Below are 14,945 nucleotides of genomic sequence, written 5' to 3' on the forward strand. Positions count from 1 at the left end.
GTTCCACAGGCCGGCCGGAGAATTATTCTGCTACCTGGGCCAGTTGCACCATTTCATCCACCGACAACACATTATTAACGTTCAACACAATGACAAATTTACCGTTTACCTTAGCCATACCACTGATAAAATCGGCGCGGATCCTCGCTCCAAAGCTTGGTGCGGGTTCTATTTCACTGGCCGGTATTTCCAGCACGGCAGATACCGCATCAACCAGCAAGCCAACATCCTGAGCGCCAGCATCTACCTCAACTTCCATAATCACAATGCAACTGCGGCGGCTCACCTCAGATGAAGGCCGGCCAAAACGGGCTGATAAATCCACCACCGGCACCACCGCGCCACGTAAGTTAATAACCCCGCGGATAAATGCCGGCATCATCGGTACTGTGGTCAGGTTGCCGTATTCCAGTATTTCTTTAATATGCAAAATACCGATAGCGAACATTTCCCCTCCCAGTGTAAAGGTAAGATACTGGGCATCTTCCGGTGGCACCGCCTGCTGACGGGTAGTCATCATTGTGGCCATCACTACCTCCGGTTAAAAACGCGTAAATTCGGTTTCAGAGGGCGTGGTTGCAACACGTGCTTTTATTGGCGCTGCTGTTAACCTGGGCTTAACCGGCTTTGTTACGGGTGCAGGCTGTGACCTGCTAATGGTCGCGTCGACGGTAAAGAAACTCATTGCCTGTTGTAATTGTTCCGCCTGGCTGCTCATTTCTTCTGATGTTGCCGCAAGTTGTTCACTGCTTGAGGCATTTTGCTGAGTAACCTGGTTTAGTTGATTCATTGCGGCGTTAATCTGGCCAACGCCTGACGCTTGCTCTTCTGAGGCCGCACTGATCTCCTGCACCAGATCGGAGGTTTTGTTAATAGATGGCAGCATTGCATCCAGCAGTCGGCCGGCTTTTTCTGCCAGCTCAACGCTGCTGCCTGATAACTCGCCAATCTCCTGCGCAGCCACCTGGCTACGCTCTGCCAGTTTTCGCACTTCTGCCGCAACTACTGCAAAACCTTTGCCGTGTTCGCCTGCCCGCGCAGCTTCAATAGCGGCATTCAGCGCCAGCAGGTTAGTTTGGTAGGCAATGTCATCAATAATACCGATACGCTGTGCTATTTGTTTCATTGCGGCCACGGTTTGTTGCACCGAAGCACCACCCTCTGTGGCTTCTGCCGCCGCTTTACTGGCCATACCGTCGGTAACTTTGGCGTTTTCCGTGTTTTGATTAATGCTGGCACTCATCTGTTCAATCGAGGCGCTGGTTTCCTCCACACTGGCGGCCTGTTCGCTGGTAGCCTGGCTCATAGCCTGGGCAGTGGCGCTAACTTCTTCTGCTGCACTGGCCAGGTTGTCGGCCGAGTTTCTTACCTCGCCAATAATGTGGCCCAGTTTCGCAACCATATTCTGCATTGAGCGCATTAAAATGCCGGTCTCATCTTTTGAGTTAACATCAATCGTCACCGTTAAATCGCCTTCTGCCAGTTGAGCAGCAACTTTAGAAGCACTGATTAGGGGCCCGGAGATAATGCGCGAAATAAACAACGCCAGCGCCATGCCAACTAACAATGCCGCAATAAGCGCGATAATAATCGCCAGCCGCGCACCGTCATACAATTTGTCGCCGCGTGCATTCGCTGCATTGGCGCCATCGTCATTTAGCTGAACCATCTGCTGAATATCAGCTGCCAACAGATCAAACAGCTGTTTTTGCTCATTGGCCAGCATACTTCTGGCTTCTTCGTTTCTGTTTTGCCGTGAAATATCCAGCATCGTATTACTTTGGCTTAAATACTTATTCCAGTGAGCTATCAGCAGGTCGTACAGGCGGCGCTCATCAGCGTTGGCCAGCAGGTTTTCATATGTCTGGCGCCGACTGTCAAATTCTCTGATCACTTGCGCAGCCTCCTGCTCAATCTGGCTGCGCTCTGCTACCGTATCTGCCAGAATGTGACGCATCTCACGCAAGCGGTATTGTGCAGCATAAAACCGCATGCCCTGCGCTGCACGCATTGACGGCATCCAGCTCTGGGCTATTTCAGTAGTTGACTCATTCACCTGAGCCAGCTGCGTGATAGCAAACAGGCCAATAAAAGCCGTTAATGTCAGCACAGCAAGAAATGAGGCGATCAACTTAGTGGCAATTTTTAAGTCATAAAACCAGTTCATTTTTCTCTACCTTTTAGTTGCGCAGTGCAGGTGTCTGCGATGCCAGCCTTGGCTGGACCTGCTGTTGCGCCAGTTGCTGAATTAACGATGGCACATCAAGAATTAATGCGACATTGCCGTTGCCCAATATGGTGGAGCCACTGATACTACGTAAGTTACTGAATAATTTACCTAACGGTTTAATGACCGTTTGAAACTCGCCTTGCAGCTCGTCTACCACCAGACCTGCTTTTTGATCAGCATTTTTTACCACCACCACATTTTGCCGCCGCCGCTGGCCACCACCGGTATTAAAGTGCTGATGCAGAAACACCAGCGGCAACACCTCACCACGCAGGTTTATATAATGCCGGGGCTCGGCTGCAACTTTGCTGTCACCGGCCAGCTCAATACACTCCTGCACCATATCCAGTGGCACCACATAGCTGGCATCACCAACGCCAACCAGAAAGCCATCAATAATGGCCAATGTTAACGGCAGCCGGATCCTGACCTTAGTGCCCTGGCCTGGCGCGCTGCTCAGATCTACCGAACCACGCAAGGCTGTGATATTTCGTTTTACCACATCCATGCCAACGCCACGGCCTGACAGGCTGGTAATGGCACTGGCAGTGGAAAAACCCGGTTCAAAAATCAGGTTATAAATTTCCTGCTCAGACGGCTGCGCTGTGGCGGCTACTAAACCGCGCTCACGGGCTTTTTGTAATATCCGTTCAGTATTCAGGCCAGCACCATCATCGGCAATTTCAATAACAATACTGCCAGAGTCATGATAGGCGTTCAGTTTCAGTACGCCGGTCGCGCTTTTACCGGCCGCCTGCCTGGCTGCGGGTGACTCAATGCCATGATCCATAGCGTTTCTCAGCAGATGCATCAGCGGATCGCTGATTTTTTCCACCACGGTTTTATCCAGCTCAGTGTCGGCACCACTGATCTGCAGCTCAATCTGTTTTTCCAGCTCGTGGCTGACATCGCGCACGACGCGCTGAAACCGGTTAAAGGTATCGCCAATGGGCACCATCCGCAGACGCAAGGCACCATCGCGGATTTGCTCTACCAGCACTGTTACGGTTGACGTGGCTTCATAGAGCGTTTCATCCTGACTGGCTTTTGCCAGTAGGTTGGCTCCGGCGCCGGCGATGACCAGTTCGCCAACCAGGCTTATCAGTTCATCAAGCTTGTCGGCTTGCACGCGCACAAAGCGGCTTTCTTTGCTTTTGTGTTCCTGGATCTGGTTTTGTTTTTCCAGTGCTGCCTGCACCAACTCGGGCTCTACAGAGCGTTGCTCTATCAGAATTTCACCCAGTGGCGTAGCCGGCTTTAGCTCAGCATCAACCTGTTGCTGTAAGCCGTCTTCCAGCTCTTTCTGTGTCAGGGCCCCGCTGGCCACCAGCAATTCGCCCAGTAAAGTGGCCTGCTCCGGCAAGTTTTTTATCAGTTCTATGTAGTGCTCGGTTTTGCTGTGCGGTGGCAAAATATGCAGCTGACAATCGTCCCGGACAAATTCAAACGCATCGGCAATGGCGGCTTTGCTGGCATCAGATTGATAGTCTATTTCAAAACCCAGATAACAACTCTCGGCATCCATCTGGCTCAGTTCCGGCAGGCTATCGGCCAGCGTGGTAATACGGACAATCTGGCCGATACTGTTCAGATACCGTAAAAATGCCAGCGGGTCCATGCCATTACGCAGCACTTCTGTACCAAACCGTACTGAGATATGCCATAAATCAAAGCTGCTGTCCTTTTCCTGGCGTACAGCACTAACGCCTGGGCTGGCGCTGACAGCTTCACTCACCGAGGTCTGACGGTATAGCTGTAAACGCTGGCGCAGGCCTGCTTCGCGCTCTGTTGCTGCGGCATCAGGCTGCTGCGAGCGCACCGCCACCACATCTACCAGATAATGAATATGATCGCCGCATTCGAGCAACAGCGCTATCAGCGTACGGCTGATAGCAATGTCACCGGCGCGCAGCCTGTCTAATACATCTTCCACAACATGGGTAAAGCTGACGACAGGCTCCAGACCAAACAAGCCGGCAGAGCCTTTAATGGTATGAGCAGCGCGAAATATGGCACCAATAGCATTCAGGTCTGCCGGGTTATTTTCCAGCTGCAACAGACAAGTTTCCATTTCCTCTAATAATTCGTAGGCTTCAGCAATAAAGGTTTGCAGGGCCTGATCTAGATTAAGGCTCATCGCCGGCTCCAGTTAGCTTCAACCATGGCTGACATCCGGTATAATCAGTGGATCCCCAAAAAACGCTGCCATATTGCACAGATCAAACACCTCCAGCACGGCCGGGCTATGGCCGGTTAACCGCAGTACAGCCCCCTGGTTGGTGACCTGCCGTTTAGCCGCCATCAGTAACTGCAGCCCGGCGCTGTCGATATCACTGACCTGCGATAAATTCAGCTCCAGCTCGCTATACTGCCCAATGTATAGCTGTAATTGTTGCTGCAATAGGGCGGCGGTATAGATTGTCATCTCGCCTTCGATATGCAGCAGTGGCACTTCATTGAACATACTGCTACGAATAGTCATACCCGCTCCTGTTAAGGCAGAATCAGCTTGGATACAGCGGCCAGCATTTGTGCTGGCTGAAACGGTTTCACGACCCAGGCCCGGGCACCGGCAGCCTGACCTTCAAGCTTTTTTGCTTCCTGCGATTCGGTAGTCAGCATAATGATGGGTGTAAATTTGTAAGCCGGTAACTTTTTTACCTCTTTGACAAAGGTAATGCCGTCCATATTCGGCATATTGACGTCACTGATCATCAAGTGCACTTTCTGGCCTGTCAGCTTGGCCAGTGCATCTTTGCCATCACTGGCCTCAATAACGTCATAACCCGCGCTTTTTAACGCAATGCTGACTACCTGCCGCACACTGCTGGAGTCATCAACTACCATTACCGTTTTTGCCATCGGGGTGCCTCCTAAAAGAAAGTAATGTCTTGCTGCTGCGCCGGGGCGACTGAGTGGCCATGATGGTTGCGCCTTTGTTCGTCAGTGGCATAGGTTTGCTCCATCTGCTTAAGCCAGGTTTTGGCATCAAGCGTTAGCCGCTGCTCTGGATCCTGTTCACATTGCTGTAAATACTGGTGCAGCGCTGTAATGTTGTCGCGTACATGAGACACAATCTGACTAACCCGGTCCTGAAACTGCAGCGCTACCAGCACGGCCGAAATTTCATGGCGAATATCATTATTTTGCTGCTGCAATTGCGCTGTCGAAGCTGACATTTGCTCTGTAACTGTGGCGAAGCGATCCAGCACCTGCTGAATGCTGGCTTCAGACTGACTAACAGACTGCGCATCAGTCTGCGCGGCACTGCCGGCCACTTGTACTACTTTGGTAATGGCGGCGTTAATAATATCGACGGTGGACGACATTTTCTGGCCGGTTTCACTCGACTGGCTCGACAACGTGCGCACTGCATCGGCTACCACGGCAAAACCGCGACCAGCCTCTCCGGCGCGGGCAGCTTCTATAGCGGCATTCAGAGCCAGCAGGTTAGTTTGCTGTGCAATTGCCGCCACTTCGGTCGCCATGGTTCTGAGTTCACCGGTGTAGTCGGTCAATTTCGTTATCTGTGTCAGCATGTCATCGCGGCTGCGCTGGGTCAGTTTCAGTGAGTTGATCACCTGGGTCAGTTCACTCTGGCTTTGCGTCATCACGCTTAAGGCGCCACTTTTGCCGCCGCTGGTCTGGGCCGCTTCAGCATCGGCAACCGTCTGTTCCAGTTTGGTATATAGGCCGGAAAAGCGGCTACTGAGCGCGACGATGGCCTCTTCGGTCTGGCTGCGCGAGCTTTCAATTTGCTTGGTCCAGATGGGCATAGCCTGTAAAAACAACTGCATTAAGTTGCGGCTAAAAGCGGCATGTCGCGCACTACTGCCTGCCTGCGTCTGTGTATTACCACTGTGTTGCGTTGCCGCCCATTGCCGCTGTACTGTGCGGCGGGTCCATACCAGCCCCCCAGCTGTAGCGGCCAGCAACACACCGGCACAGAGCAGTGATAACAGCGATACACCAGCCAGGCTTAGCATCAGAACCAACGCCAGCAGCAGCAGTGCCAATAATGGCCAGTAAAAGGGCATAGCATCTGGCTGACTCATAACAGAGCCAAGATTATCATTCAGCATTAACAGGACCCTTGTTAACAAATAACAGCAGTATCCGGCGACGTTGCAAGATTAGTGATAACCGCTGTTATTGTTAATAAGCAGATTTAAACTGCAGGAAAACGGAAAAAGCGGCTAAGCAACACACAAACTAAGTCTGGGCAACATAGTTAACGCCGTCAAGTTAACAGAAACAAAAATGTGACATCACATCTAAAGGTAACTGACTAGCCTGCCGTTAAAAATGTCTGGTAGCTGCGGTTGCTGCTGACCTGCTGGTACTGATAGCCCAGTTTATCCAAATAAGCGGCAATATCATCATGGCTGGCGGCTTCAAAGCCGGCCAGTACATCACCGGTGGCGGCGCCGTGGTTACGGTAGTGAAACAGGGTAATATTGCAGTGTTCGCCCAATGTATTTAAAAAATTCATTAACGCGCCCGGGTATTCCGGAAAGTTAAACTGATACACCTGTTCTTTCAGCTCACGCGGCGGCATACCTCCGACCATATGCCGTACATGCAGCTTGGCCAGCTCGTCATCGGATAAGTCCTGATAGTCATAACCTGCTTTGCTGAGTAATTCCTTTACCGTATTCAGTTCCTGCTGGCCATGGCGTAGTTTAATGCCAACAAAGATATGTGCTTTGTGGTCACTGGCGTAGCGGTAGTTAAACTCGGTTATCGCGCGCCCACCCAGCGTCTGGCAAAAGCGGCGGAAACTGCCTTTTTCTTCCGGAATCGTTACGGCAAATACCGCTTCTTTTTTCTCGCCCAGCTCGCAGCGCTCAGACACATAACGCAGCGTATCAAAGTTTAAATTGGCGCCGCTTAACACTGCAGCAAACTGCTGGGGTTTAGTTAAGGTGCTGTTTTTCAGCTGCTGACTGTATTTTTTTAAGCCTGCCAGTGCCAGCGCGCCAGCCGGTTCGGCCACCGCACGTAAATCATCAAAGATATCTTTTATTGCCGCACAGATTTCGTCACTGCTAACAGTAACCACTTCATCGCAAAAGCGTTTGGCCAAATTAAAGGTTTCATTGCCGATGCGCTTTACCGCAACACCATCGGCAAATAAGCCAACCCGCTCCAGCGTTACCGGCGCCCCGGCGGCCATAGCGGCTTTTAAGCAGGCAGCGTCTTCCGGCTCAACACCTATTACTTTGACATTCGGCTGTATGGCTTTGATATACACCGCCATACCGGCCAGTAAACCACCTCCACCGACCGGAATAAACACCGCATTTAGCTGGTTATGCTGGCTAAGCAGCTCTTTAGCTACCGTGCCCTGGCCGGCAATAACGTCGCTGTCATCAAAGGGTGGAATATAAATAGCACCTTCGGTATTGGCCAGGTTAATGGCATAGCTGTTGGCTTCATCAAAAGCAGTGCCGTGCAGCACCACATTGCCGCCGAGCGCTTTTACCGCCGCAACTTTTATTTCCGGTGTAGTGATGGGCATAACAATAGTGGCATTAAGCCCCAGTTTGCTGGCTGATAACGCCACGCCCTGGGCATGGTTACCGGCCGACGCGCATACCACGCTGGCATTGGGGCTGTGCTGTTTTACTTTATGCAGTTTATGAAAAGCACCGCGCAGCTTAAACGAGTACACCGGCTGTTTGTCTTCACGCTTTAACAGCACGTTATGGCCCAGCCGCTGGCTCAGCTTACTCATGGCATCCAGCGGCGTTTCTACCGCGGCCTGATATACCGGCGACAGCAGAATTTCGCGCAGATACTGCTGCATCAAATCGGTATCTGTCTGCGCTGGTTGTACTGTTGCCAGGTTGTTCATTGTTGCTCCGGTTGTTTGGTTCTACTACTTTCTTTGTGGTCGAAGCCTGCGACCCAAGTTTAAACTCAGCGCCAAGGAAATACTTTCTTCGCCGCCTTCAAGGATCACATCCCTGTGCCCTTTCAGCCTGCGCGGCATCCCTGCCGCTGCTGTAAGAGCACACCTTGCCCATCGCCTAAAGTCTTGCTGTTTATTCTTCCAGCTTGCTTAAATCCCTTACCGCGCCTTTATCAGCACTGCTTGCCAGCAGGGCATAAGCTTTCAATGCCGAACTCACCACCCGCTGCCGGTTCTCCGGCTTCCAGCCTTGCTTGCCTTTGGCATCCATCGCCACACGGCGGCGAGCCAGCTCGTCATCGCTGATAGCAATACCAATTTTGCGGTTGGGGATATCAACCTCAATTTTGTCGCCTTCCTGCACCAGCGCGATAGCACCGCCACTGGCGGCTTCCGGCGACACATGGCCAATCGATAACCCCGAGGTGCCGCCGGAGAACCGGCCATCAGTAATCAAGGCACAGGCTTTACCTAAGCCCATCGATTTTAAGTAGCTGGTGGGGTACAGCATTTCCTGCATACCCGGGCCGCCTTTCGGGCCCTCATAGCGGATAATTACCGCATCGCCGGCCACTACCTTGCCTTTTAATATCGCCTCTACCGCATCGTCCTGGCTTTCAAACACCCGGGCGCGGCCGCTAAATACCAGGTTTTCTTTTTCTACCCCGGCGGTTTTAACAATACAACCCTGCGGTGCCAGGTTGCCAAACAACACAGCTAAGCCACCGTCCTGTGAATAAGCGTGTTCTTTACTGCGGATACAGCCTGCTACGCGGTCATCGTCCACGCTGGGGTAACGGCAGTTTTGTGAAAAGGCCTGGGTAGTGCGGATCCCGGCCGGGCCGGCGGCGTAAAACTGCTGCACGTCAGTAGACGGGCTGGTTTTCAGATCCCACTGTTCCAGCACCGCCGCCAGCGAGCTACCGGACACATGCGGCGTATTGGGGTTTAACAAGCCGGCCCGGTTTAGCTCGGCTAAAATGCCGATCACGCCACCGGCGCGGTGCACATCTTCCATATGGTACTTTTGCGTTGACGGCGCCACCTTGCACAAATGCGGCACTATGCGTGATAAGCGGTCAATATCGGCCATAGTAAAATCGACATTAGCCTCCTGCGCCGCCGCCAGTAAATGCAGCACAGTATTGGTTGAGCCGCCCATAGCGATATCCAGCATCATGGCGTTTTCAAAGGCGGTTTTATTACCGATACTGCGCGGCAGGGCGCTGGCATCATCGTTTTTATACCAGCGGTTGCACAGCTCCATTATTCTGAAACCGGCCTGGACAAACAGCTGTTTACGATCAGCATGAGTCGCCAGCAGCGAACCGTTACCTGGCTGGCCTAAGCCTAAAGCCTCTACCAGGCAGTTCATCGAGTTAGCGGTAAACATACCGGAGCAGCTGCCGCAGGTGGGGCAGGCACTGCGCTCAATTTGCTCGCTGTCACTGTCGGTTACTTTAGGGTCGGCCGCCGATACCATGGCATCCACTAAATCGAGCTTAATAATTTGATCCGACAGCTTGGTTTTACCCGCTTCCATCGGCCCGCCGGAGACAAAAATGGCCGGTACGTTTAAGCGCATCGCCGCCATTAACATGCCGGGGGTGATTTTGTCGCAGTTAGAAATACACACCATGGCATCGGCGCAGTGGGCATTCACCATATATTCCACCGAATCGGCAATCAACTCGCGTGACGGCAGGCTATACAACATACCGCCATGGCCCATGGCAATGCCGTCATCTACAGCTATGGTATTGAATTCTTTGGCGATACCGCCGGCATCTTCTATGCTTTTCGCCACCAGCTTGCCTAAATCACGCAGGTGCACATGGCCCGGCACAAACTCACAAAATGAGTTCACTACGGCAATAATCGGCTTACCAAAATCGGTGTCTTTTACGCCGGTGGCACGCCACAGTGCGCGGGCACCCGCCATATTGCGGCCTTCGGTAACGGTGGCGGATCTTAACTTTGGCATTGCGGTACTCCGTGTATTCGGTAAATAAAAAAGTATAGGGTTAAATCAGCGTTACGCGCTCAGCACTGCCAGCTCACTGCCAGCCAGTTCCAGTTGCTGAATATCGTACAGTTTATGCAACTGGCTGGTTAATAAGTGAATTGGCTTATCACCACTGACCGTCAGCGTAATATTCAGGCTTTTGGCATCGCTGCGTGGTGTCAGCTGCAAGCCGGCTAATTCATAGCCGCGATAGCGGGTAACCTGCAGCAAGCGCTCGACTACAGCCGGGGTGTTAGTGGCGGTGATATTCAATACGTGGTTCATGCTTTTGCCTCCGTGATCATCTCTTCATTCGCCGCACCCGGCGGCACTAACGGCCAAACGTTGTCTTTGTCGTCAATACAGACATGCAACAGATAAGGCCCTGGCCAGGTAAACATGGCTTCCAGCGCGCTTTCTACTTCGTCCTTACGCGTTATGCAGTGGCCCGGTATGGCAAAGGCGGCAGCCAATGCGACAAAATCCGGGTTGTCGGATAAATCGGTTTCGCTGTAGCGCTCGTTAAAGAACAGCTGCTGCCACTGTTTCACCATACCCAGGCGCTGGTTATCGACTATGACAATTTTTACCGGCAAGCGAAAACGCTTGATGGTAGCCAGCTCCTGCACGTTCATCATAAAAGAGCCATCGCCTGATACCGTGATGACCGTATCTTGCGGCCGGGCTAACTTAGCACCGATCGCCGCCGGCAAACCAAAGCCCATAGTGCCCAGGCCGCCGCTGGATAAATGATTACGCGGGCTGCTAAAGCGCATATGCTGTGCCACCCACATCTGGTGCTGGCCCACATCGCAACACACTACGCTGTTGTCCGGCATCCGCTCGCTTAACTGCTTTAACATCAGCGGCGCGTAAATGCGCTCGCCCGGGTGATCATAGCGCCAGCCGTATTGCTGCTTTAACTGCGCACACTGCGCCAGCCAATCGGCGCAGTTTGTGCCCACCGTCATTGCCGGCAATATTTGTTTCATATCGCCCAGCAGCGCGACATTGGCAAAACGCACCTTGTTAATTTCGGCCGGATCAATATCAACGTGGATCACCTTGGCCTGCGGCGCGAACTTTTGCAGGTTGCCGGTAACCCGGTCATCAAAACGGGCGCCTAAACAAATTAGTAAATCGCACTGCTGTACCGCCAAATTCGCCGCCTGAGTGCCGTGCATGCCCAACATACCCAGGTAATACTCGTTATCTTTGGCTACCGAGCCCATGGCTTTTAAGGTGGTAACAGAAGGCATTGGGTTAGCGGCTAAAAACTGCTGCAGCTGGTGCATTGCACCGGCCATATGCACGCCGCCGCCGATATAGGCCATCGGCTTTTGCGCTGCCGCGATTAATGAGCGCGCTTTGGCGGCATTAGCCAGTGAGGTATAAATTGGCGCGGCTGGCTGCGCAGCGTTAAATTCGGCTTGATAGTCGATGTCAGCCAACTGCACATCTTTAGGGATATCTACCAATACCGGGCCCGGGCGACCGCTTTGCGCAATCGCAAAAGCTTCATGTAAGGTGGCAGCCAGCTCGTCGACACTGCGCACCATAAAGCTGTGCTTGGTCACCGCCAGGCTTAAACCCAGTACATCTATCTCCTGAAACGCATCGGTGCCCATAACCGCTTGTGATACCTGGCCGGTTATGGCCACTACCGCCACCGAATCCAGCATGGCATCGGCCAGCGAGGTGATAAGGTTAGTTGCTCCGGGGCCAGAGGTGGCCATACAAACGCCAACCTTGCCGGAAGCGCGGGCATAGCCAATGGCCGAGAAAGCGCCACCCTGCTCATGCCGGCACAGGTAGTGCTTGATGTCGCTTTGATACAGCGCGTCGTAAATCGGCATAATAGCGCCGCCGGGGTAGCCGAAGATGGTATCGACCCCGTGTTGCTGCAGCACCTGTAGTACCAATTCTGCGCCTTTCATGTTCTGTCCTCTTGCCCTGATTAACTTTTATAACGCCCTGAAACGACAAAACCCCCGGTCCTTGCGGAGCGGGGGTTTTGTTGGAATTCGCTTTTTACGCTACTTTTTTTCCAAAACACCGCCCCCGCGGAGATTAATAATCACCACGACCACGAGGACAATAATGTTCAGAACAGTAGCTAAACGCATAATTTGATTCTTACTTATCTGCTTGGTTGAAATCTGTATTTGTTATTCAGCGCTTTTTAGCAGCGCAATTGGCTAATAGAAATAGCCGTCTATCAGTCTGAAGTCAACAGGTTTTTCTGATTTGCTAAAAAATAGTCGGATCGGCCACTATGCACAAAGGCTTAAAACCGGTTTGCCCACAACAACACGCCGTAAATACGTCCCTGTAGGCTCGATTATAAACTTCATCCATGAAGTTTATCCTGCGGACCAGCAAAGCTGTTCAAATTCGCTCCTGACGAATTTGTCCGGCATCCATGCCGTCAACGGTTGTTTTAGGGCAAGCCGGTTTACGCTGCAAAGCCAGTGCAAAAGGCCATTTGCGCGATATGGCGTTCACAACGTACACTTAAGTTAATCGTTAGTCTGCGTGGTGGCCTGTGGATCAGTTAGAGCTGTTTGACCTGCCCAATCCCTGTATCGGTGTGTGCCAAAGCAACAGCCGCGGCTACTGCATTGGCTGTTTGCGTTCACGCGATGAGCGCTTTAACTGGCACCTGAAACCGGTGGAAGAACGCGCCCATATTCTAAAGTTGTTAACCCAGCGCCGGGCTAGGTTAAATGCCAAAGCGAAAAAGCACACAGACTCACCGCAGAGCGGCGAGTCGCTGGATTTGTTTTAAGCGTAAACTATCAGCGCGCGTTAGAACCCCGAACTGGTCGCCACAGAGTGTCTGAGCCCTGCCGTAGGCATCAGGGCGAGTTGCTGTGGCGAGCCAGAGCGGGTGTTGTAACGATCAGCGCCCTGCCAATAGACCAATTACTGCCCACTTAACCGTTTACCAAATGAAATAGCATAAGCCGGCGAGCGCATTCTTAACACCGGATCGTCACTGGCGCTAAAGCCACGGCTTAATACATTAGGGTCAAAATTAATATTATCGCAACTGTTATCACCGCTGGCAGTAAGTCTAAGCATACCGGCATTTAATGTTTTGCGCTGTGCTGGCCATTGTACCGAGGGATCATTTACTGCGTCTTCCGGTTCGCCAAAACTGATTATCCAGTCAAAACTCACCGCGCCTTGTTGCAAACGTTCAGCTAAACGCTGATGCAGAAAATCAGGTTTTTTCTCAGCAATCTCGGCTTCCGTCAAACCTTTTACCCCGTCGTGCGGTTGCAAATGCCAGCGGATCTTGGTTTTTTCCCCCTGCTTGCTATTGAGATAAAACGTATGAATGCCAAAGTACTCAGCAGTGGCATAGCTAAAAGGTGGTTGATGGCTGGCTAGCCACTGCTCCAGTGGTTTGGTATCCGGATGGGCAGCTTTAAAGGCTGTCAGCTTTGCCATGTCGGGCTTACCGTCAGCACCCGGTACCGATGCCTGTAACAAACCTAAAAATGTTTCCGGATCTTTAGCCGCAAACACAGGTACATTTAATGTGGCGATATTATGTTTAGTGCCGTTTTTCAGGCTGAATTGCGCCGCAAAGCCGCGTGGAACCCCGGCATAATCCGGAGCCAACGGGTTACCACCCGGCAAAGAAAAACGATAAATTACCGGTAGCGTTTCACCACTGAACAGATCGGCATCAAAGTAGGCCGTTGCCGCTTTGCTGGCGGTGAAGTCGCCGACAGCGCAAACACCTTTACTGTGATTTTTGCGCAAGCCTTTGTGCTCACCGGATAATTTGGCAAACACGTCGATAAAATCATTTGGCTGTGCTGGTGCAGTTTGTGCTGCTAAGGGCCAAACTGCCATTACGGCAGCCGACAACACCAGTTTACGAAATTGAAAAGCGGGCATAAAAAAGTCCTGTATTTAGCACGTAACCAGATTACGCATCGCAATACAGGACAGGTATTTGCCGGAAAATATTTCTGCGTCGGAGGAAAATTCAGCTGCTTTTTATCCGGTTGTTCAGCAACAGAGAGCAAGAAAGATGTATTATTTTATTCTTTAAGCAGTAGCAACTGTTCAGCACTTAATTCACGGTATTCACCCTCCGCCAAATCATCCGGCAGTTGCAGGCCGCCGATTTTCTCACGGTGCAGCCGCTCAACCTTATTGCCAATGGCGGCAAACATGCGTTTTACCTGATGGTAACGGCCTTCGTGAATGGTAAGCAGGGCTTCGTTTTCGCTGATAATTTCCAGTTCGGCGGGTAAGGTGACGTTTTTCTCGTTACGCAGCATTACACCCTCGGCAAATTGCGTAATGGCTGCTGTAGGGATTGGGTCTGCTGTCCAGACACGATAGGTTTTGGCCACGTGATGTTTCGGGCTGCTGATGCGGTGTGACCACTGGCCGTCATCGGTGATTAACACTAAACCGGTGGTATCTAAATCGAGCCGGCCGACGGTGTGCAGCCGCTCAATTAGCGGCTCATCCATTAAGGTAAATACCGTCGGGTGATCCGGGTCGTCAGTAGAGCAAATATAACCATCCGGCTTGTGCAGCATAAAGTAGCGCAGGCCAATCAGCTGCAACTGTTCGCCATCAAGACACACCACGTCACTGTCTTTTACCTGCAGCGCGGCTTGCTTTACCAGTTCGCCGTTTATTGTTACTAATTTTTGCCGGATCACTTTACCGGCCTGACTGCGGGTTAAGCCGGTGCAGTCACATATAAATTTGTCTAAACGCATAATTCACCCATAGTAATTACGTTTAGTGTAACGAATTTTCTG

At 51.9% G+C, this 14,945-nt stretch carries 13 protein-coding genes; 1 reads left to right on the forward strand and 12 read right to left on the reverse strand.

Features of this window, described 5'->3' with window-relative positions; all coding sequences use genetic code 11:
* Window positions 1–22: 22 nt before the first annotated feature.
* The 10 genes from J3B89_RS16460 to ilvG form a co-directional block, all read right to left on the reverse strand.
* The gene (locus J3B89_RS16460) at window positions 23–529 is read right to left on the reverse strand and encodes a chemotaxis protein CheW (RefSeq protein ID WP_251372505.1); all 507 of its coding nucleotides are present in this window, start codon (window positions 527–529) and stop codon (window positions 23–25) included.
* Between the two features lie 12 nt (window positions 530–541).
* Entirely contained in the window at window positions 542–2,167 is a 1,626-nt protein-coding gene (locus J3B89_RS21415; RefSeq protein ID WP_215398701.1) for a methyl-accepting chemotaxis protein, read from the reverse strand.
* A 13-nt stretch (window positions 2,168–2,180) separates the two neighbouring features.
* Window positions 2,181–4,367, reverse strand: coding sequence for a chemotaxis protein CheA (locus J3B89_RS16470; RefSeq protein ID WP_215398702.1), 2,187 nt, complete (start codon window positions 4,365–4,367; stop codon window positions 2,181–2,183).
* An 18-nt stretch (window positions 4,368–4,385) separates the two neighbouring features.
* Complete coding sequence (locus J3B89_RS16475) at window positions 4,386–4,712, reverse strand: STAS domain-containing protein (RefSeq protein WP_215398703.1); 327 nt, start codon at window positions 4,710–4,712, stop codon at window positions 4,386–4,388.
* A gap of 11 nt (window positions 4,713–4,723) precedes the next feature.
* Window positions 4,724–5,092 carry a response regulator gene (locus J3B89_RS16480; RefSeq protein ID WP_215398704.1) on the reverse strand — a complete coding sequence of 123 codons (369 nt, stop codon included), beginning with the start codon at window positions 5,090–5,092 and terminating at the stop codon, window positions 4,724–4,726.
* Window positions 5,093–5,103: 11 nt separating this feature from the next.
* On the reverse strand, window positions 5,104–6,312 hold the full coding sequence (locus J3B89_RS16485) for a methyl-accepting chemotaxis protein (protein WP_215398705.1): 1,209 nt from the start codon (window positions 6,310–6,312) through the stop codon (window positions 5,104–5,106).
* A 206-nt stretch (window positions 6,313–6,518) separates the two neighbouring features.
* Window positions 6,519–8,087, reverse strand: coding sequence for a threonine ammonia-lyase, biosynthetic (ilvA, locus tag J3B89_RS16490; RefSeq protein ID WP_215398706.1), 1,569 nt, complete (start codon window positions 8,085–8,087; stop codon window positions 6,519–6,521).
* A gap of 190 nt (window positions 8,088–8,277) precedes the next feature.
* Complete coding sequence (gene ilvD / locus J3B89_RS16495; protein ID WP_215398707.1) at window positions 8,278–10,128, reverse strand: dihydroxy-acid dehydratase; 1,851 nt, start codon at window positions 10,126–10,128, stop codon at window positions 8,278–8,280.
* 51 nt (window positions 10,129–10,179) lie between these two features.
* A complete protein-coding gene (gene ilvM / locus J3B89_RS16500; protein WP_215398708.1) occupies window positions 10,180–10,434 on the reverse strand; it encodes an acetolactate synthase 2 small subunit in 255 nt (84 codons plus the stop codon).
* A complete protein-coding gene (gene ilvG / locus J3B89_RS16505; RefSeq protein ID WP_215398709.1) occupies window positions 10,431–12,086 on the reverse strand; it encodes an acetolactate synthase 2 catalytic subunit in 1,656 nt (551 codons plus the stop codon). Before ilvG ends, ilvM begins: the two co-directional genes overlap by 4 nt.
* Before the next feature lie 608 nt (window positions 12,087–12,694).
* Here ilvG and J3B89_RS16510 point away from each other — a divergent pair.
* On the forward strand, window positions 12,695–12,937 hold the full coding sequence (locus tag J3B89_RS16510; RefSeq protein ID WP_215398710.1) for a DUF1289 domain-containing protein: 243 nt from the start codon (window positions 12,695–12,697) through the stop codon (window positions 12,935–12,937).
* Window positions 12,938–13,074: 137 nt separating this feature from the next.
* On the opposite strand, the gene J3B89_RS16515 is transcribed toward J3B89_RS16510, so the two are convergent.
* Entirely contained in the window at window positions 13,075–14,061 is a 987-nt protein-coding gene (locus J3B89_RS16515) for a catalase family peroxidase (RefSeq protein WP_215398711.1), read from the reverse strand.
* 146 nt (window positions 14,062–14,207) lie between these two features.
* The gene (gene rsuA, locus J3B89_RS16520; RefSeq protein WP_215398712.1) at window positions 14,208–14,903 is read right to left on the reverse strand and encodes a 16S rRNA pseudouridine(516) synthase RsuA; all 696 of its coding nucleotides are present in this window, start codon (window positions 14,901–14,903) and stop codon (window positions 14,208–14,210) included.
* Between the last annotated feature and the right edge of the window lie 42 nt (window positions 14,904–14,945).

The organism is Rheinheimera oceanensis (assembly GCF_018831085.1).
In the GTDB taxonomy this organism is placed as follows: Bacteria; Pseudomonadota; Gammaproteobacteria; order Enterobacterales; family Alteromonadaceae; genus Alishewanella; species Alishewanella oceanensis.